This window comes from Hymenobacter caeli (assembly GCF_013294115.1).
In the GTDB taxonomy this organism is placed as follows: Bacteria; Bacteroidota; Bacteroidia; order Cytophagales; family Hymenobacteraceae; genus Hymenobacter; species Hymenobacter caeli.
The window spans coordinates 165,309-181,840 of sequence record NZ_JABSNP010000009.1; the positions used below are offsets into that span (position 1 = coordinate 165,309).

General features: G+C 65.2%; 14 protein-coding genes and 1 tRNA gene. 6 read left to right on the forward strand and 9 right to left on the reverse strand.

Annotated features, from left to right (window positions below; translation table 11 throughout):
- Nucleotides 1-72 precede the first annotated feature (72 nt).
- On the forward strand, nt 73-738 hold the full coding sequence (locus HNP98_RS11390; protein WP_173810195.1) for a Dps family protein: 666 nt from the start codon (nt 73-75) through the stop codon (nt 736-738).
- Nucleotides 739-792: 54 nt separating this feature from the next.
- On the opposite strand, the gene HNP98_RS11395 is transcribed toward HNP98_RS11390, so the two are convergent.
- Nucleotides 793-1,266: a low affinity iron permease family protein gene (locus HNP98_RS11395; protein WP_173810196.1), complete on the reverse strand. Its 474-nt coding sequence runs from the start codon at nt 1,264-1,266 to the stop codon at nt 793-795.
- Between the two features lie 195 nt (nt 1,267-1,461).
- Between HNP98_RS11395 and HNP98_RS11400 the strand changes: the two genes are divergently transcribed.
- Nucleotides 1,462-1,543 (forward strand) — tRNA-Leu (locus tag HNP98_RS11400).
- A 57-nt stretch (nt 1,544-1,600) separates the two neighbouring features.
- On the opposite strand, the gene HNP98_RS11405 is transcribed toward HNP98_RS11400, so the two are convergent.
- From HNP98_RS11405 to HNP98_RS11425, 5 genes are all read right to left on the reverse strand, one after another.
- Nucleotides 1,601-3,193, reverse strand: coding sequence for an NFACT RNA binding domain-containing protein (locus tag HNP98_RS11405; RefSeq protein ID WP_173810197.1), 1,593 nt, complete (start codon nt 3,191-3,193; stop codon nt 1,601-1,603).
- A gap of 23 nt (nt 3,194-3,216) precedes the next feature.
- Nucleotides 3,217-3,714 (reverse strand): hypothetical protein, encoded by a 498-nt coding sequence (locus tag HNP98_RS11410; protein ID WP_173810198.1) that lies wholly within the window; start codon nt 3,712-3,714, stop codon nt 3,217-3,219.
- A gap of 4 nt (nt 3,715-3,718) precedes the next feature.
- Nucleotides 3,719-4,486 (reverse strand): MBL fold metallo-hydrolase, encoded by a 768-nt coding sequence (locus HNP98_RS11415; protein WP_173810199.1) that lies wholly within the window; start codon nt 4,484-4,486, stop codon nt 3,719-3,721.
- 106 nt (nt 4,487-4,592) lie between these two features.
- On the reverse strand, nt 4,593-4,979 hold the full coding sequence (locus tag HNP98_RS11420) for a response regulator (RefSeq protein ID WP_173810200.1): 387 nt from the start codon (nt 4,977-4,979) through the stop codon (nt 4,593-4,595).
- Nucleotides 4,980-5,023: 44 nt separating this feature from the next.
- Nucleotides 5,024-8,845 carry a PAS domain S-box protein gene (locus tag HNP98_RS11425; RefSeq protein ID WP_173810201.1) on the reverse strand — a complete coding sequence of 1,274 codons (3,822 nt, stop codon included), beginning with the start codon at nt 8,843-8,845 and terminating at the stop codon, nt 5,024-5,026.
- A gap of 80 nt (nt 8,846-8,925) precedes the next feature.
- Between HNP98_RS11425 and HNP98_RS11430 the strand changes: the two genes are divergently transcribed.
- Genes HNP98_RS11430 through miaA form a run of 3 tightly spaced genes read left to right on the forward strand, consistent with a single transcriptional unit; the run spans nt 8,926 to nt 12,747 of the window.
- Nucleotides 8,926-10,080, forward strand: coding sequence for a glycosyltransferase (locus HNP98_RS11430; protein WP_173810202.1), 1,155 nt, complete (start codon nt 8,926-8,928; stop codon nt 10,078-10,080).
- 34 nt (nt 10,081-10,114) lie between these two features.
- Complete coding sequence (locus tag HNP98_RS11435) at nt 10,115-11,803, forward strand: amidase (RefSeq protein WP_173810203.1); 1,689 nt, start codon at nt 10,115-10,117, stop codon at nt 11,801-11,803.
- A gap of 2 nt (nt 11,804-11,805) precedes the next feature.
- Nucleotides 11,806-12,747 (forward strand): tRNA (adenosine(37)-N6)-dimethylallyltransferase MiaA, encoded by a 942-nt coding sequence (miaA, locus tag HNP98_RS11440; protein ID WP_246275091.1) that lies wholly within the window; start codon nt 11,806-11,808, stop codon nt 12,745-12,747.
- A gap of 79 nt (nt 12,748-12,826) precedes the next feature.
- Here miaA and pfkA read toward each other — a convergent pair whose 3' ends face one another.
- A complete protein-coding gene (gene pfkA, locus HNP98_RS11445) occupies nt 12,827-13,798 on the reverse strand; it encodes a 6-phosphofructokinase (protein WP_173810204.1) in 972 nt (323 codons plus the stop codon).
- A gap of 231 nt (nt 13,799-14,029) precedes the next feature.
- On the opposite strand from pfkA, the gene HNP98_RS11450 reads away from it, so the two are divergent.
- The gene (locus HNP98_RS11450) at nt 14,030-14,476 is read left to right on the forward strand and encodes a tellurite resistance TerB family protein (RefSeq protein WP_173810205.1); all 447 of its coding nucleotides are present in this window, start codon (nt 14,030-14,032) and stop codon (nt 14,474-14,476) included.
- A 118-nt stretch (nt 14,477-14,594) separates the two neighbouring features.
- Here the strand turns inward: HNP98_RS11450 and HNP98_RS11455 are convergent, their stop codons facing one another.
- Both HNP98_RS11455 and HNP98_RS11460 read right to left on the reverse strand, forming a co-directional pair.
- Complete coding sequence (locus tag HNP98_RS11455) at nt 14,595-15,788, reverse strand: aspartate aminotransferase family protein (protein ID WP_173810206.1); 1,194 nt, start codon at nt 15,786-15,788, stop codon at nt 14,595-14,597.
- A 208-nt stretch (nt 15,789-15,996) separates the two neighbouring features.
- Complete coding sequence (locus tag HNP98_RS11460; RefSeq protein ID WP_173810207.1) at nt 15,997-16,512, reverse strand: hypothetical protein; 516 nt, start codon at nt 16,510-16,512, stop codon at nt 15,997-15,999.
- Nucleotides 16,513-16,532: the final 20 nt, after the last annotated feature.

The window sequence follows — 16,532 nt, forward strand, 5'->3', positions numbered from 1 at the left end:
CTGCATTCGCGTATAAAGGACACGTTGCTTCCGCAACCTTTTCTCTAAAAAATCTTCTAAATTTCTTGCTTTATGGCTGCTCCTGCCAAAACTAAAGTTGCCGCTCCTAAAAAAGCTGTGAAAGACGTGACCACCTCGGTGGCCGTTGCCAACCTGCCCAACAAGGCGGTGAATGTGCAGCCCATCCTGAACCAGCAAATCAACGCCCCGGCCGTCACCCAGAAATTTGGCACGGTGAGCCAGCGCTTGCCCATCGGCCTGGCCGACGACGTGCGCCTGGAAAGCGTGCGAATGCTGAACCAGCTGTTGGCCGACACGATGTCGATTCGCGACCTCTACAAGAAAAGCCACTGGCAGGTGACGGGCCCCACGTTTTACCAGCTGCACCTGCTGTTTGACAAGCACTACGAAGAGCAGTCGGAACTGGTGGACACCATCGCCGAGCGCATTCAGATTCTGGGCGGCGTGGCCATCGCCATGGCGCACGACGTGGCCGAGAATACCCTCATCCCCCGTCCCCCGCGCGACCGGGAGGAGGCGCCCGTGCAGATTTCGCGGCTGCTCGAAGCCCACCAAATCATTCTGGCCGAGTGCCACGAAATCGCTAAAAAAGCCGACGATTCGGGCGACGACGGCACCAATGACTTGGCGGTGAGCGACGTGATGCGGGCCAACGAGCTGCAAGTGTGGTTCGTGTCGGAGCACCTCGTGGATTCGCCCCTGGTACAGGCCAGGTAGAGCCGCCCCAATTTTGACCAAAAAGGGCCGTTTCCGACGAGGAAGCGGCCCTTTTTATTTTTCGCCGCGCTGGGCCGCCATTTTCTCGTCGTGGTTGTCTTCGGCCTCTTCCACCGAATGGGTTTGGCCGAGGCTGGTGTCTTGCTTGGCTTTTTCGGCCAGCAGGCAATAGAATCGGTGCAGGGTGTTTATCTCTTCTTCGGATAAATCCTGGGCGTTGATCATGCGGTTGCTGGCCCCCTGGGTGGCGGCAATCAGCTCGTTGAGCTTGAGGTGTACCACCAGCGAATCCTTGTTTTGAGCCCGCTGAATGAGAAATACCATCAGAAACGTGACCACGGTGGTGCCCGTGTTGATGACCAGCTGCCAGGTTTCGGAGTAGTGAAACAGTGGCCCCGTGGCGGCCCACAGCAGCACGACGCCCGCCGCCCCGGTAAAAGCCGCCGTCGAGCCCGAGAATTTGGTGATTTGCTCGGCCAGGCGGCCAAAGAATGAACCGGTGTCGGAAGCCGAACTTTGGGTAGTCATGGTTCAGAGAATGAGCGTGGAGAGCAGTAAAATAGGCAATTTATCGGTTGGTAAACAATGAAGGTGGGGAGCGGGGTAGCTAAATAAAGCCGCTCGCCGTTGTGGGGGCCAACCGAGAACCTTATCTTTGCACCCGCTTCGCCGCCTCAGCGGAGCCGGCTTCGGCCGCAGTGCCTGGTTCAGTGCCCCAAGTTTGCGCACGTGGTGAAACTGGTAGACACGCCATCTTGAGGGGGTGGTGCCTTCGGGTGTGGGAGTTCGAATCTCCCCGCGCGCACTGAACAAAAAAGCCCGCCGAAAGCGGGCTTTTTTTATGTTTTGGCTGGTTAAATTGCTACCGGTCCTGGGCCTCGAACGGGTTGGTGGGCACCACCAGCAGCACCTGCTCGCGCTCCACAACCACCTGGCCGGGCCGGGCCCCCTTGGGCTTGCGCACAAACTTCTTGGGCGTGACGGTGACCGGGCACAGCGAGTCGTTTTGGCGGCGCGAGTACCACGCGGCCAGCTGGGCAGCGTGTTCAAGCACGGGGGCCGGCACGGGCTGGCCGGCGCGGTGGCGCACCACCACGTGCGAGCCGCTCACGTCCTTGGCGTGCAGCCAGTAGTCGTCTTTGTGCGCGTACTTCTGGGTCAGCAAGTCGTTGTTGGCGGCGTTGCGGCCCACCAGAATGGTAAAGCCCCGGTCCTCGAATACCTTGAAGGGCAGCTCTGTGGGCAGCTTGCCGGCTGCCGGGGCGGGCTCCAGCCCGTGCTGCTTGCGCCAGGCCCGGAAGGCCCGCAGCTCGGCCAGGGCGGGCCGGGTGGCCAGCTCCTCCAGCCGCTCCAGGGCCTCGAACGCCTCGGCCTCGCGCCGCTCGATGCGCTGGCTGAGCTGCCGTTCCTCAATTTGCTGGTTTTTGGCCTTGCGGTACAGGTTTTCGGCGGTGCGCTGGGGCTTTTCGCCGGTTTTGAGCTTGATGAGCCGGGGCTGGTTGGTGTAGTAGTCCAGCAGCTCCACCTGGGCCGCCCCGGCCGGAATCTCGTGCAAGTGCGCCATGATGAGGTCGGCCGCGTGGCGGTAGCCGGCCTCGTGGGCCAAGGCGTGCAGGCGCTGGCGGGCGTGTTCGGCGCTGGCGGTGGCCTCGGCGGCGCGGCGCTCCAGGGCCTGGTGCACCTGCTTGGTTTCGGCTTCGAGGGCACGGCGGGCCAGGGCCAGCGGCACGAAGCGCCGCAGGGCCCCTACGGGGTCGGCACCGGGCAGCGTCTCCAGCACGTCGCCCAGCGGCAGCAGGCTCAGGCGGGTGCGCCCGTCGAGCCGGATGAGGTAGTAGTGGGCCGGGGCTTCCACTTGGGCCAGCACCCGGTGCAGCAGGCGCGTCTTGGTTGCTGCGGGGGCCGGGTCGTAGCCGTGGGCGCGGAGGTAGCGGGCGGGCAGGTCGGCCAGGGGCGGGGGCAGCTTGGCCGGAACCGCGGATGTATCGGATTCAGCGGATTGGTCGGAGGGCCCCCCCGGCGCGGGCTGGGGGCGCAGGTCCGCATCAGCTAGCAGTTTTTGCTGGAAAAGCTGCGCCGGGCCCTCGGGCGCGGGGCGAAAAATGGCGTTCGGGCGCGGGCCGTACAGCTTGCATACCAGCCGGGCCCCGCTCCGGAAGTTTACTTGCAGCACCCGGTCCTGGGGCCAGGCGGCCACGGCTTCCACCTGCTGGCCCAGCAACTCTGGGAACAAGTCCACCGAGTTGGCCCGGGCCCGCTGGAACGTTTCGGGCAAGGCCAGGGCCGGAAAAACGGCCCCCAGCTGCGCCTTCAGCCAAAACTCCCGGGCCCCGTCGGTGAGGCCTACCACCAGCTCGTCCTTTTCCTGCGAGAAGCAGCTGGCCACCCGGTAGCCCCGCAGCTGCGCGGTGAGGGCCGGGGCCAGTTGGCGCAGGAAATAGTAGTTGGTGTGCATTGAGACAACCAGGTAGCCAAACGCTAAGCAGGAGTAATTTCTGTTAAAAGCAGCAGCTTCGTCAACAATAGGCGCAGGCTTTTTACTTCAACCCAAAAAGGGCCAAGGACAGAAGCTAGGCCGAATCCTAATATTCCGAATGGAATAAATATGGCCAGTGGAGACATAGAACTGCTTCTTACTGGTTCAACCACTATCAGCATTGCCACTAGACTTATCAGCAAGACTATGAATGCACCAAACCAAAATCCCACGGGATATAACCAGATTCGCAATTTGAGTTCGCTGCCTTCACCGTTGAGCAAAGGTTCGACCGTGCCAGTAATACGGGGCCGATTCGAGACATTATTGAACCAACGGATACGATGCAGCTCAAACGAACTATCGGCAATCTGCCCCCGAAATGGCTTGTCAGTCCACTCAAAAATGCGGTTGGTTGTATTGGCTTGAATACGTTGCAACAGCTCAGTTTTGGAGAGTGGTGAGTTAAACCGCGCCTGCACAGAAGGAAGTAGCCACATGGTGTTACACCTCCACTTGCAACCCATCATACGCCAGCCGAATCCAGCCGGGCAGCTCGGCGTCTACGGTTAAGTGGCGGCCCAGCTGGTGGCTGATGTGGGTGAGGTAGGCCCGGCGGGGTTGCAGCTCTTCGAGCACGGCCACGGCCTCGGCCAGGGTGAAGTGCGAGATGTGCGGCTCGCGGCGCAGCGCGTTCAGCACCACCACGTCGGCCCCGTGCATCAGGGCCCGGGTTTCGTCGGGCAGGTGGTTGGCGTCGGTGAGGTAGCAGAAGCCGCCGATGCGGAAGCCCAGCACGGGCAGCCGGTGGTGGCGGGCCCGCAGCGGCTGCACGGCAATGCCGGCCGCTTCAAACGGCGCATCGTCGGCCAGGATGGGGTGCAGGCTCACCCGGGGCACGCCGGGGTACTTGTGCTCGGCAAAAATGTAGGCGAACTCCTTCTGGAGCTGCTCCAGCACCCGGGGCTCGCCGTACACCGGAATCTCCTGCTGCTGGCGGAAATTAAACGCCCGGATGTCGTCGAGGCCCGCGGTGTGGTCCTTGTGCTCGTGGGTGAACAAGAGCGCGTCGAGCTGCGTGACGCGGGCCCGCAGCATTTGCTGCCGGAAGTCGGGGCCCGTGTCCACCACCAGGCTGCGGCCGTTCACGGCGATGTGCACGGCCGTGCGCAGGCGGTGGTCGCGGTGGTCGAGCGAGCGGCACACCGGGCAGGTGCAGCCAATAATGGGCACCCCCGACGACGTGCCGGTGCCAAGGAAAGTAACGGTCATTCTTTTTTAAGCTGTTAGCTGCTAGCTGCTAGCTTCTTCGCTGAACGAGAGCTAATAGCTAACAGCTAGTAGCAAACAGCTTAAATAGTAGCTAACAGCTCATCAATCAGCTCACGTACTGCTTCACCACCCGCACGAGGGCGTCGAAGTCCAGGGGCTTGGGCAGGTAGTCGGTCACGCCGGCTTCGCGGAACTGCTCCATCGAGTAGTTGTTGGCGTTGCCGGTGATGGCAATAACCGGCAGCTGGTTGATGGCCGGGTCGGCGTGGCGGCGGATGGCCCGGGTGCATTCCATGCCGTCCATCACGGGGATGTTGATGTCCATCAGCACGCAATCCACGGGGGTGGCTTCGAGCTGCTTAATGACTTCGCCGCCGTTGCGGGCCAGCACAATTTTGTATTTCTGTAGCTCTAATATTTTGCGGGTTAGGTTGAGGATGACGGAGCTGTCTTCGGCGATGAGCACGGTCTTAGTGCTGGTTTCGGGGGGCATGGCGGGCGGGGCAAAGGGGGTGGAAAACTAAGACAGCGCAGCAACTAGCCCGGGGCAACGTCGGCGGGCAGGGCCAGCGCGAGGGTGTAGGCAGTCACGAACGACGCAAAGTAATGCTGTAACACGAGAAAGTTCTGTTCCACGTCGGCGGCATGGTCGGCTTTGAGCTGAATTTCGAGCACCCGGGCCTGCGCGGCCACGGCCACGGCGCCCACCGTGGCGGCCGTGCCCTTGAGCTGGTGCAGCGGCGAAAGCAGCGCCGTCCCGTTGGCCTCGCAGGGCGCGGCCACCAGGGCCGCGGCTTCGGCCAGCAGCTGGCTGGCTTCTTCCTCAAATTCCCGGTACAAGTCGGCCGCGAACTCGGGCCCTCCCAGCTCCTGGAGCTGGAGCAGCACGGCCCCGTCGAGGGCCGGCAAGGTGCTTATGGCGGGCCCTGCTTCCGCGGGGGGAGAAGTGAGCTGTACGGCGGGGATTACGGCAGCAATGGGCACGGGCGTGGCTTCCGGGACCACTGCTGCCGGGGGCGCGACTACAGGGGCCAATGCTGCCGGGGCCACTTCCACCGGGGCCACCACGGCCGGGGCCATTGGCTTGGGCGCCGCTACCACCGGGGGCCGCCCCAGGGCCGCGGGAGCCGCGGGAGCGGCGCGGGCCTTGCGGCCCGGGGCGGGGCGGGGCCGCACCCAGCGGTGCAGTACTTCGTGCAGGCGCTGGGTTTTCACGGGCTTGCCCACGTAGTCGTCGAGGCCCTGGCGCATGAAGCGGCTGGCGTCTTCCTGCATCGAGTAGGCCGTCATGGCCACCACGGGCGGGCAGGCTTTGCCCAGCCGGGCCCGGATTTCGCGGGTGGCCGTCACGCCATCCATGTCGGGCATCTGGATGTCCATGAACACCAAATCGTAGTTCGCGCCCAGCGCCGTGGCCTGGGCAATGGCGTCGGGACCGTCGACGGCCACGTCCACCAGGCAGCCCAGCTTGTGCAGCAGGCGCTGGCCCACCTTCTGGTTGATGGGGTTGTCGTCGACCAGCAGGATGCGGGGCGGCGTGAGGAACACCTGCACTGGCTCGTCCGATTCGGGCAGCGGCACGGGCAGGTCGCCGGCCTCGGCCTGGCGGCAGCGAATGGTGAACCAGAACACGCTGCCCTGGCCGGTGTCGGAAAACACCCCAATCTCGCCGCCCAGCAGCTCGGCCAGCTGCCGGCTGATGGCCAGTCCCAGGCCGGTGCCGCCGTAGGTTTTGCTCGACGTGTTGTCGAGCTGGGTGAAGTTGGTGAAGAGCCGCGAGGCGTCGTCGGGCGAGATGCCGATGCCCGAGTCCTGCACCGCAAAGCGCAGCGTGTGGAAGTCGTCCTCGGTGGCCACCGACGACACCACCACGCTCACCGTGCCTTCGTTGGTGAACTTGAGGGCGTTGGCCACCAGGTTGGAGAGGATTTGCAGCAGCCGGATTTCGTCCGTCACCACGTAGCGCGGCGTGTGGGGCGTGATGAGGTAGGTGAAGGCGAGGTGCTTCTGCTCGGCCCGGTACAGGAACAGGGCCCGGATGCGCTCGAGCACGGCGTTCAGCTCCAGGGCCCCTTCCTGCACGCGCATCTTGCCCGCCTGAATCTTGCTCAGGTCGAGGATGTCGTTGAGGATGGTGAGCAGCGCGTCGCTGCTCTTGCGCAGCGTGTCCACGTACTCGCGCTGCTCGTCGGTGTCCACGGTCTGGTTGAGCAGGTCAATCATGCCGATGATGCCGTTCATGGGCGTGCGCAGCTCGTGGCTCATGTTGGCCAGGAACTGCGTTTTGGCCTCCAGGGCGGCTTCGGCGGTGTTCTTGGCCGTCAGCAGGTCGTCCTGCATCTGGTGCAGCTCCGTCACGTCGCGGGCAATGCCTTCGGTGCCGGGGGTGCCCTGCACAGCCTGGCGGGCGTTGATGAGCACGCTCACGGGCCGGCCGTCGCGGTGGCGCATGGCGGTTTCGAAGTTGCGCAGGCTGCCGGTGTTTTCCACCAGGCCGGCCAGGCGGGCGTTGGCCTCGGCGTCGAAGTAAAAGTCGCTCACCGGGCGGCCCAGCACTTCGTGGGGCTCGTAGCCCAGCACGTCGCGCACCGAGGGGCTGACGATGGTGAGCAGCCCTTGCTCGTCGGTGCGGTAGTACACGTCCTGGAACGACTCGAAGATGGAGCGGAACTTCTCTTCCTGGGCCTCCAGGGCCAGCTGGGCCCGCTTTTGCTCGGTGATGTCGTGGGCAATGGCCGAGGTTTCCTCAAACGAGCCGTCGCCGAGGTAGATCGGGTTCAGGTGCACCTCAATCCAGAGGTCGCGGCCGCGCAAATCGCGCAGGCGCACCTCGAAGCGCTGGGGCTGGCCGGTTTCGGCCAGCTCGTAGTGTTGCACGAAGGTGGCGCTGGCGTCTTCCTCCATGCGGGCCAGGTCGGCCTTGCGCAGGTCGAGGCCGCGGGTGGCGGGCACGCCGTTGCGCCGCAGGAAGTAGGCCCCGTAGTTGCGGTTGAACGAGGCCAGCTGGCCCCGGCCGTCCACGGTCCACATCAGGTGCGAGCCGCTCTCGAAAATGGCGTTCAGGCGGGCGTTCTGGCGCTGAATCTGCTCTTCGTTGCGCTTGCGCTCGATGGCCAGCGCCACCTGGTTCGAGATGAAGTGCAGCACGTCCAGGTCGCCGGGCGCGTAGGCGTCGGGCCGGTGGTAGTCCTGCACGGCCAGCACCCCGATGATGCGCTCGCCCACGCTCAGCGGCGAGGCCAGCATCACCTCCGGCAGCTGGCCGAAGGCCGTGATGGTGCCGTTGCGCACCAGCTCCTGCATTTCGGCCCGGGTGAGGAAGCGCGGCTGCCCGCCGCGGATGACGTACTCCGAGAGGCCGTTGGAAAACGGGCGCGGGGCGTGGGCCCGGGGCGCGGGGTGCTGGTCCACGTAGTACGAAAACTGCAGCTCGGTGCGGGCGTCGTCGCAGAGGGCGATGAACAGGTTGCTGGTTTCGATGATTTTGCTCAGCTCGCGGTGGATGGCCCCGTAGAGGGCGGCCAAGTCCTTGGCGCTGATGGCCAGGTTGGCGATGCTGTAGTACACCTTTTGCAGGCGCTCGGCCTTGATGCGGTCGGTGATGTCGTGCAGGATGGCGCGGCCGCTCACCGGCTGGCCGGCCTCGCGCACGGCGCTCAGGCTGCCAATCAGGTGCACCGGCTTGCCGGTGCTGGTCAGGAACACGGTTTCGATTTTGTTCACCGGCTCGCCCTCGTACAGGTTGCGCAGCTGGTAGAGCAGCTTGGCTTTGTAGTACGGGTGCACCACGTCGGTGAGGGTGCGCTGGGCCAGGTCGGCGTCGGTGTAGCCGAGCTTTTCCTTCCAGGCCTTGTTCACGAAGAGCAGGGCGTTGTCGGCGCTCAGGTGCATCACCAGGTCCTGGGCGTTGTCGAGGAACTCCTGGAGGTGCGAGCCGTCGCCGGTGAGCACCCGCGGGGCCACGCTGCGGTCGGCCGTTTCCTGGCCGGCCAGCCAGATGCCCGTCACGCGGCCGCTGGGGTCGCGGGCGAAGCCGCACTGCCAGCGCAGCAGCCGCGAGTAGCCCGAGCGGGTGAGCACGGTGTGCTCCTGGCCTTCGTCGCAGCGCCCGGTTTGCAGGTAGTTCTGGTACGTTTGCTCGCGCAGGGCGCGTTCGAGGGGCGGCACGAACAGCCGGTGGAAAGAGCGCCCCAGCACCTGCTCCCGCTCGTAGCCGGTGAGGGCCAGGAACGTGGCGTTCACGTCCAGAATTAACCCCTGCCGGTCGGCCAGCACGTACGACTGGCCCAGCTGGTCAAACAGCGCGGGCAAAGGCGGAACGACGGGCGTTGGCAGCTGCGCGGTAGCGGAGGGAGACATAAAATATTGGATAGGAAATAGGGCCGGCGGAGCCCGGCGCGAACGGACGTAAATTTGCCCAAATTACCACCAAAAAACTTATGCCGCCGGGGAAATTAAAATCGCCTACGCGGCCGCGGCCCCCGGCCCCCCGGCTGCTCTTCGCCGCCACCTCCGATTTGGTCCACGACCAGCGCATGCAGCGCATCTGTAGCAGCCTGCAAGCTGCTGGCTACCAGGTAGAACTGGTGGGGTGGGAGCGGCCTGCCTCGGGGCCCCTGCCGGCCCAAAGCTACCGGCAGCACCGCCTGCGCGGCTGGTTCCAGCAGGGCAAGCTGTTCTACCTCGAATACAACCTGCGGCTGCTGGGCTACCTGCTGCGCCGGCGGGCCGACGCCTGGTGCGCCGTGGACCTCGACACGGCCCTGCCCGTGTGGCTTCGGGCCCGCCTGGGCGGCCAGCCGCTGGTGTACGACGCCCACGAGCTGTTCACCGAAACGCCCGAGGTGGTGGGCCGGCCCGCCGTGCGGCGGGCCTGGCGCTGGGTGGAGGCCTTCGTGGTGCCCCGGGCCCGGCTGGCCTACACCGTGGGCCCGGCCCTGGCGCGGGTGTTTGAAGGCCGCTACGGGCGGCCGTTTGCGGTGGTGCGCAACGCCGCCCGCCTGCGGCCCGCGCCGGCCGGGGCCCCGGCCGGCGGCTACGTGCTCTACCAGGGCGTGCTGAACGTGGGGCGCGGCCTGGAGGCCCTGCTCGACGCCATGCCGCTGGTGCGGGGCCGCCTGGTGCTGTGCGGCGAGGGCGACTGCTCGGCCGGGCTGCGGGCGCAGGCGGCCCGGCTGGGCCTGCTGGCTTCGGGCCAGGTGGAATTCCGGGGCTTCGTGGGCCCCGACGCGCTGCGGGCCGTGACGGCCCGGGCGGCGGTGGGGGTGATGCTGCTCGAAAACCGGGGCCTGAGCTACTATTACTCGCTGGCCAACAAGTTTTTCGACTACGTGCACGCCGGCATCCCGCAGGTGCTCATCGACTTCCCCGAGTACCGGGCCCTGAACGAGACATACGACGTGGCCGAGCTGGTGCCCGACCTGGCCCCGGCCACCCTGGCCGCCGCCCTCAACCGCCTGCTGCCCGGCGGCGACGCCGCCCGCGCCCGGCAGCTGGCCGCCAACTGCCGCCGCGCCGCCCCGCACCTGAGCTGGGAGCACGAAGAAAAAGTGCTGGTGGGGCTGTACGCGGACCTATTGGGCCCTCCGGCGTAGTAGCTTTGCCAGTAGCACTTACCCCAGATTTTTTATGCTGAAAAAACTACTACCCGCTTTGCTGCTGGGCGCGGCCGGCTTCGGGGCCGGGGCCCTGGTGGCCCGCCCCACCGCCGCCGAGCCCGTGACCGTGCCGCTGCTGCGGGCCGCCCAGGAGCTGCTGGGCCTGCATTTTACCGACGCCCAGCTCGACTCGGCCAAGGGGCCCGTCGGGCGCAACCGCGGCAGCTACGACGAGCTGCGCAAAATTGCGCTGCCCAACACCGTGGCCCCCGCGCTGGTGTTCGACCCGGTGCCGCTGCGCCTGCGCCTGGCCGTGCCCGCCGCCCAGCCGGGCCCCGACCGGATGGCTTCCATCGGCAAAGTAAAAATGCCCGCCAACCGCGACGATTTGGCCTTTTACACCGTGCGGCAGCTGGGCGAGCTGCTGCGCACCAAGCAGGTGTCGTCGGTCGAACTGACGGAATTTTTCCTGGCGCGGCTGCGCAAGTATTCGCCGCAACTGTTGTGCGTCATCACCCTTACCGAGGAGCTGGCCATGCAGCAGGCCCGCGCCGCCGATGCCGAAATAAAGGCTGGGCGCTACCGGGGCCCCCTGCACGGCGTGCCTTTCGGGGTGAAGGACTTGTTCAGCACCAAAACCTACAAAACCACTTGGGGCTCGGTGCCTTACAAGGACCAAATGCTGGACGAGGACGCCGCCGTGGTGACGCGCCTGCGCGACGCCGGGGCCGTGCTGGTGGCCAAGTTCACGCTGGGCGAGCTGGCGATGGGCGACGTGTGGTTCGGCGGCAAAACCCGCTCGCCGTGGGATATCAAGCAGGGCTCCAGCGGGTCGTCGGCGGGCTCGGCCTCGGCGGTGGCGGCGGGGCTGGTGCCCTTCGCGCTGGGCACCGAGACGCTGGGCTCCATCGTGAGCCCGAGCACGGCCTGCGGCACCACCGGCCTGCGCCCCACCTTCGGGCAGGTGAGCCGCGCCGGGGCCATGGCCCTGAGCTGGAGCATGGACAAAGTAGGGCCCCTCACCCGCTCGGCCGAAGACTGCGCGCTGGTGTTCCGGGCCATCCAGGGCGAAGACCCGCGCGACGTGGCCACGCTGCTGCGCCCCCGCGCCGCCGCCGATTTCCGCTGCGCCTTCAATACCGACGTGAAAAAGCTGCGCGTGGGTTACCTCAAGGCTGATTTTGAAGGAGAATACCCGTCAAAAGCCACCGACCAGGCCACCCTGGCCGTGCTGCGCCAGCTGGGCGTGGAGCTGGTGCCGCTCGACCTGCACGGCCTGCCCGGCGGCGAGTTGACGTTTCTGCTCAGCGCCGAGGGCGCGGCGGCCTTCGACGACCTCACCCGCTCGGGCCGCGACGCGCTGATGGTGAACCAGGGCCGCAACGCCTGGCCCACCACGTTCCGGGCCGCCCGCTTCGTGCCGGCCGTGGAGTACCTCCAGGCCCAGCGGGCCCGCCGCGTGCTCATCGAGGAAGTGGACAAGCGCCTGCTGGGCCTCGACGCCTACGTGGGGCCCTCGTTCAACAGCCCCAGCCTGGTCATCACCAACCTCACCGGGCACCCGGCCGTGGTGGTGCCCAACGGCATGCGGCCCAACGGGTTGCCGGCCACCATCACCTTCACCGGCCAGCTCTACGGCGAGGCCAAGCTGCTGGCCCTGGCCAAGGCGTACCAGGACGCCACCGACTTCGACGAGAAACACCCACCGCTGAATTTTTAGGTTTGCCTGACGCACCAACCGACTTGCTGCCCCCGGAAATCCTGGCCCAATTGGGGCCCCGGGCCGACGATGCGCGCCCGGTGCTGCTCGTGGTGGCCGGGCCCACGGCGGTGGGCAAAACGGCCCTGTGCGTGCGCCTGGCCCAGCATTTCGGCACCGAAATCGTGTCGGCCGATTCGCGCCAGTTTTTCCGCGAGATGCGCATCGGCACAGCCAAGCCCACGGCCGCCGAGATGGACGGCGTAAAACACCATTTCGTTGACAGCCATAGCATTGCCGAAGAGTACAGCGCCGGGCGTTTCGCCGCCGACGCACTGGCCAAGCTCAATGAGTTGTTTCAAACGCACCCCGTCGTCGTCCTCACCGGCGGCTCGGGGCTGTACGTGCAGGCCGTGACCGACGGCCTCGACGAGCTGCCCGGCGTGCTGCCCGAGGTGCGCACCCAACTGCAAGCCGAGCTGGCCGCGCACGGCCTGGGGCCCCTGGTGGCCGAGCTGGCCGCCACCGACCCCGTGGCCCGCGCCCGCATCGACCCGCAAAACCCCCAGCGCGTGCTCCGGGCCCTGGAAATTACGCGCGGCACGGGCCAGCCATTTTCCAGCTTCCACACCCAGGACACGGCCGCCCGCGGCCCGGCCCGGCCCTTTCGCGTCGTTAAAGTGGCCCTCGCCCGCGAGCGGGAAGCGCTGTACCAACGCATCAACCAGCGCGTGGAGAACATGCTGGCGGAGGGCCTCTTAGAAGAAGTAAAAAGCCTGCTGCCCCAGCGCCACCGCCCCGCCCTGCAAACCGTGGGCTACCAGGAAATCTTCGGCTTCCTCGCCGGAGAATACGACTGGGCCGAAGCCGTACGCCTGCTCCAGCGCAACACCCGCCGCTACGCCAAGCGCCAGCTCACGTGGCTGCGAAGGGATGCGGCCTACCAGTGGGTGGAAATTCAATGAGTGAGTAAGGAAATGAGCAAATGAGTGACGTTGCTACGGAATGGTTTTATTATCTATTCACTCATTCACTCATTGGTTATTATACGCTCAGGATTTCCACCATGCGCATGAAGTTTTGGTTGATGGGCTTCTTCTTGCTGATGGTGTCGATGAAGGGCGTGTAGACCAGCTTGCGGTCGATGATGCCGGCCATCACATTCTTCATGCCGTTCATGAGGCCCTCCACGGCGGCGATGCCGATTTGCGAGCCCAGCAGGCGGTCGGAGGCGGTGGGGGAGCCCCCGCGCTGGATGTGGCCGATGACGGTGACGCGGGTGTCGAGCTGCGGAATGGCTTCCTTCACGTGGGCGGCCACGTGGTGGGCGTTGCCTTCCACGTCGCCCTCGGCCACGATGACGATGAACGAGGTTTTGTGGCGGTGCCAGCCGTTTTGCAGGGTTTCGATGGCCGCCTCCACGCTCATCTGGGTTTCGGGCACCATCACGATTTCGGCCCCGCCGCCGATGGCGCACGGAATGGCGATGTAGCCCGAGTCGCGGCCCATCACTTCGATGAAAAAGCAGCGGTCGTGCGAGTCGGCCGTGTCGCGGATTTTGTCCACGCAGTCCAGGGCCGTGTTCACGGCCGTGTCGTAGCCGATGGTGTAGTCGGTGCCGTAGAGGTCGTTGTCGATGGTGCCGGGGGCCCCCACGGTGGGGATGCCGAACTCCTCCTCAAAAATCATGGCCCCGGTGAAAGTGCCGTTGCCGCCGATGGCCACCAGGCCCTCGATGCCGTTGTTCACGAGCTGGTCGAAGGCCTGCTGGCGGCCTTCCTTGCTGCGAAACGAGTGGCTGCGGGCCGATTTGAGGATGGTGCCGCCCTTCTGCACCGTGTTGGACACCGAGGCCGAGTCCAGCTTCACAAATTCGCCCCGGATCATGCCCGAGTAGCCGCGCATGATGCCGTACACCTCGATGCCGTGGTAAGTAGCGGTGCGCACCACCGCCCGGATGCAGGCGTTCATGCCCGGCGAGTCGCCGCCGCTGGTAAAGACTCCAATTCGTTTCATGGCAATTCAAAAAATCCAATTTTGCGCCGTTTTCGGTGCAAACCGCGCAAAGGTGCGGTTTTCGGCGGAACAAACCTAGTTTTTCGCCGTTAGCAACAGCAGCCGCGGCCGGCGGCCTATTTCAGGTTTTCGGTCAAACAAGTGCAATTTTTTGATGAAATCCGTGTAACTTACCGTCGGCTTTCGCCCGAAGCCGCATCCCACCCGCTTCCTACCCCTAATCCTTGTCCTATGTTTGGGTTTTTCGAAAATGAGCAGGCCAAAAAAATCAAAGGCCACCTCTGCAACCTCGCCGCCCTGGCCAAAGCCGACGGCCACATCGACGACCGGGAGATGAACTTCATCATCACCGTGGGCAAGAAAAACGGGATGGGCGCGGCCGAAGTTCGCAAAATTGTGGCCGGCAACACCAATTGCCTCTCCGACCTGCCCGCGACGGATTCGGAGCGGTTCGACCAGATTTACGACCTCGTGGAGATGATGCTCTCCGACGGCATCGTGGACGAGAACGAGATGGATTTCTGCATCATGATGGCCGAGAAGCTGGGCTTCCGCAAAGCCATCGTGGGCGTGCTGGTCCGCAAAATCTCGCAGGGCGTGAAGGACGGCCTGCCCGAAGACCGTATTAAAGAAGAAAGCCTGAGCTTCCTGAACTACAATGCACTGCCCCAGCGCTAAGCGCTGCTGCATCTACTAACGGGCCGCGGTTCCACGCTCTAACTGCCGACTGTGTACCGCTCGGCCAGTCAGAACCTGGAGCCGCGGCCCGTGCTTTTAATGTGGAAGGAGGACAAAATTAACCTGCTACAAACTCAATGGCCCGCAGCAGGCCCGCGCAAGCCGCGTCAATCTCGGCGTCGGTAATGACCAGGGGCGGGGCCAGGCGTAGCGAGTTGTCGCAGAACAAGAACCAGTCGGTGAGGATGTTTTCGTGTTCCAGGGCCCTGTCGATGATGGGTTTGAGGACCTCGAAGGAGTCGAATTCCACCGCCATGAGCAGGCCGCTGCCGCGCACCGCCCGGATGGCCGGGTGGTGCAGCTGCGCCCGGAACCGGGCCGCTTTTTCGGCCACGCCGGCGGCCAGGTTTTCGTCCTGCATGACGTGCAGCGTGGCCAGGGCCGCCGCGCAGCTCACCGGGTGGCCGCCGAAGGTGGTGCAGTGCCCCAGGATGGGGTTGGTTTTGAAGCCGCTCATGATTTCGGTGCTGGAAATGAAGGCCCCGATGGGCATGCCGCCGCCCATGCCCTTGGCGCAGACCAGGATGTCGGGCTCGATGCCGTACTGCTCGAAGGCCCACATGGTGCCCGTGCGCCCGTAGCCGCACTGAATTTCGTCGAGGATGAGCAGGGCCCCCACCTCGCGGCAGCGGCGGCGCAGGGCCGGCAGGTAGTAGGGCGTGGGCAGGCGCACGCCGGCCTCGCCCTGCACCGTTTCGATGACGACGGCCGCCGTGCGCTCGGTAATCAGGGCCAAGTCGGCGAAATCGTTGTGGCGGATGTGGCGCACGTCGGGCAGCAGCGGGCGGTAGCTGTTCTTGAAGCTTTCGGAGCCGGTGATGGACAGCGCCCCGTGGGTGGAGCCGTGGTAGGCGTTCAGGCACGATACCAGCTCGGTGCGGCCGGTGTGGCGCTTGGCTAGCTTCAGGGCCCCCTCGATGGCCTCGGTGCCGGAGTTGGTGAAGTACACCGAATCGAGGTGCGCGGGCAGGGTGCGGTGCAGGGCCTCGGCCAGCTGGGCGGGCACGGCCTGCACCAGCTCGCCGTACACCATCAGGTGCAGGTACTTGTCGAGCTGGGCGTGGATGGCGGCCAGCACCCGCGGGTGGCGGTGGCCCACGTTGCTCACGCCGATGCCCGAAATCAGGTCGAGAATCGGGCGGCCCTCGGGCGTGTACATGTATACGCCCTCGGCCCGCTCAATCTCCAGTAGCAGCGGAAAATCGGACGTTTGGGCCTGGTGTTTAAGAAAAAGCTGGCGGTAACTGACCACAGATTTAACGGATTTTTAACGGGTATAACGGACTTTTTGGGGTTCCGCATCCGGTGGATAGCTGGTTGATGCCGCGTCTTCGCGGCGGCGAAACATTGCAACCGCTGCCGGCCCGTTTAGATTCTGCCGTGGCCGCTCCGCAAAAAATAAAGGGGCCGCTGCGGGGCGCAGCGGCCCCGGCAAGCGGGGGGAGGCAAGAACGATAAATCTACTCAGTGCCCACGGGTGCGGGGCCCGGGTTCCCGGCCACGCGCCGGATAACCTCTTTTGTGAAGTCCCGTTCGGCGGCTAGCAATTGGGCCACTTGCCGCAACGAAAGCACCCGCTGAAACTTGTCGAAGTAGTCCTTTTCCAGGTTCAGCTCCTGCTGCCGGGTGGCGTAGGTTTGGGTGAGGTTGTCGCGGATTTGCTGGTCAGTAAGGGTCTCAATTTGCTCGCGCTTCAATAGCCGGCCGGTGCGGTTCAGCTCGCGGCGGCGCATAATAAACTCATTGTACAGGGGCCAGAAGCGCTGGGCTTGGTCCTGGGTGAGGGAAAGGCGGGTGGTGAAAAAAGCAATGCGGGCGTTGTCGAGCTGGGTGAGGCGCTCGGCCTGGGCCGCCCGCATGGGGCGGCGCGGGCCCGGACCAAATACCTGTGCCTGGGTGCCGGCAGCGACCAGCACCAGGGCCGCGGCCAGGGCCAGCCGGCGCGTAGCGCGGACGGAGAAAGGAAAAACAAACATGGTCATCGGGTAAGCAAGAA

What these genes read in the sequence shown, in the direction of transcription:
- HNP98_RS11390 (WP_173810195.1), top strand. Translation starts at nt 73, where the DNA reads ATGGCTGCTCCTGCCAAAACTAAAGTTGCCGCTCCTAAAAAAGCTGTG.
- HNP98_RS11395 (WP_173810196.1), bottom strand. Translation starts at nt 1,266, where the DNA reads ATGACTACCCAAAGTTCGGCTTCCGACACCGGTTCATTCTTTGGCCGC.
- HNP98_RS11405 (WP_173810197.1), bottom strand. Translation starts at nt 3,193, where the DNA reads ATGCACACCAACTACTATTTCCTGCGCCAACTGGCCCCGGCCCTCACC.
- HNP98_RS11410 (WP_173810198.1), bottom strand. Translation starts at nt 3,714, where the DNA reads ATGTGGCTACTTCCTTCTGTGCAGGCGCGGTTTAACTCACCACTCTCC.
- HNP98_RS11415 (WP_173810199.1), bottom strand. Translation starts at nt 4,486, where the DNA reads ATGACCGTTACTTTCCTTGGCACCGGCACGTCGTCGGGGGTGCCCATT.
- HNP98_RS11420 (WP_173810200.1), bottom strand. Translation starts at nt 4,979, where the DNA reads ATGCCCCCCGAAACCAGCACTAAGACCGTGCTCATCGCCGAAGACAGC.
- HNP98_RS11425 (WP_173810201.1), bottom strand. Translation starts at nt 8,845, where the DNA reads ATGTCTCCCTCCGCTACCGCGCAGCTGCCAACGCCCGTCGTTCCGCCT.
- HNP98_RS11430 (WP_173810202.1), top strand. Translation starts at nt 8,926, where the DNA reads ATGCCGCCGGGGAAATTAAAATCGCCTACGCGGCCGCGGCCCCCGGCC.
- HNP98_RS11435 (WP_173810203.1), top strand. Translation starts at nt 10,115, where the DNA reads ATGCTGAAAAAACTACTACCCGCTTTGCTGCTGGGCGCGGCCGGCTTC.
- pfkA (WP_173810204.1), bottom strand. Translation starts at nt 13,798, where the DNA reads ATGAAACGAATTGGAGTCTTTACCAGCGGCGGCGACTCGCCGGGCATG.
- HNP98_RS11450 (WP_173810205.1), top strand. Translation starts at nt 14,030, where the DNA reads ATGTTTGGGTTTTTCGAAAATGAGCAGGCCAAAAAAATCAAAGGCCAC.
- HNP98_RS11460 (WP_173810207.1), bottom strand. Translation starts at nt 16,512, where the DNA reads ATGTTTGTTTTTCCTTTCTCCGTCCGCGCTACGCGCCGGCTGGCCCTG.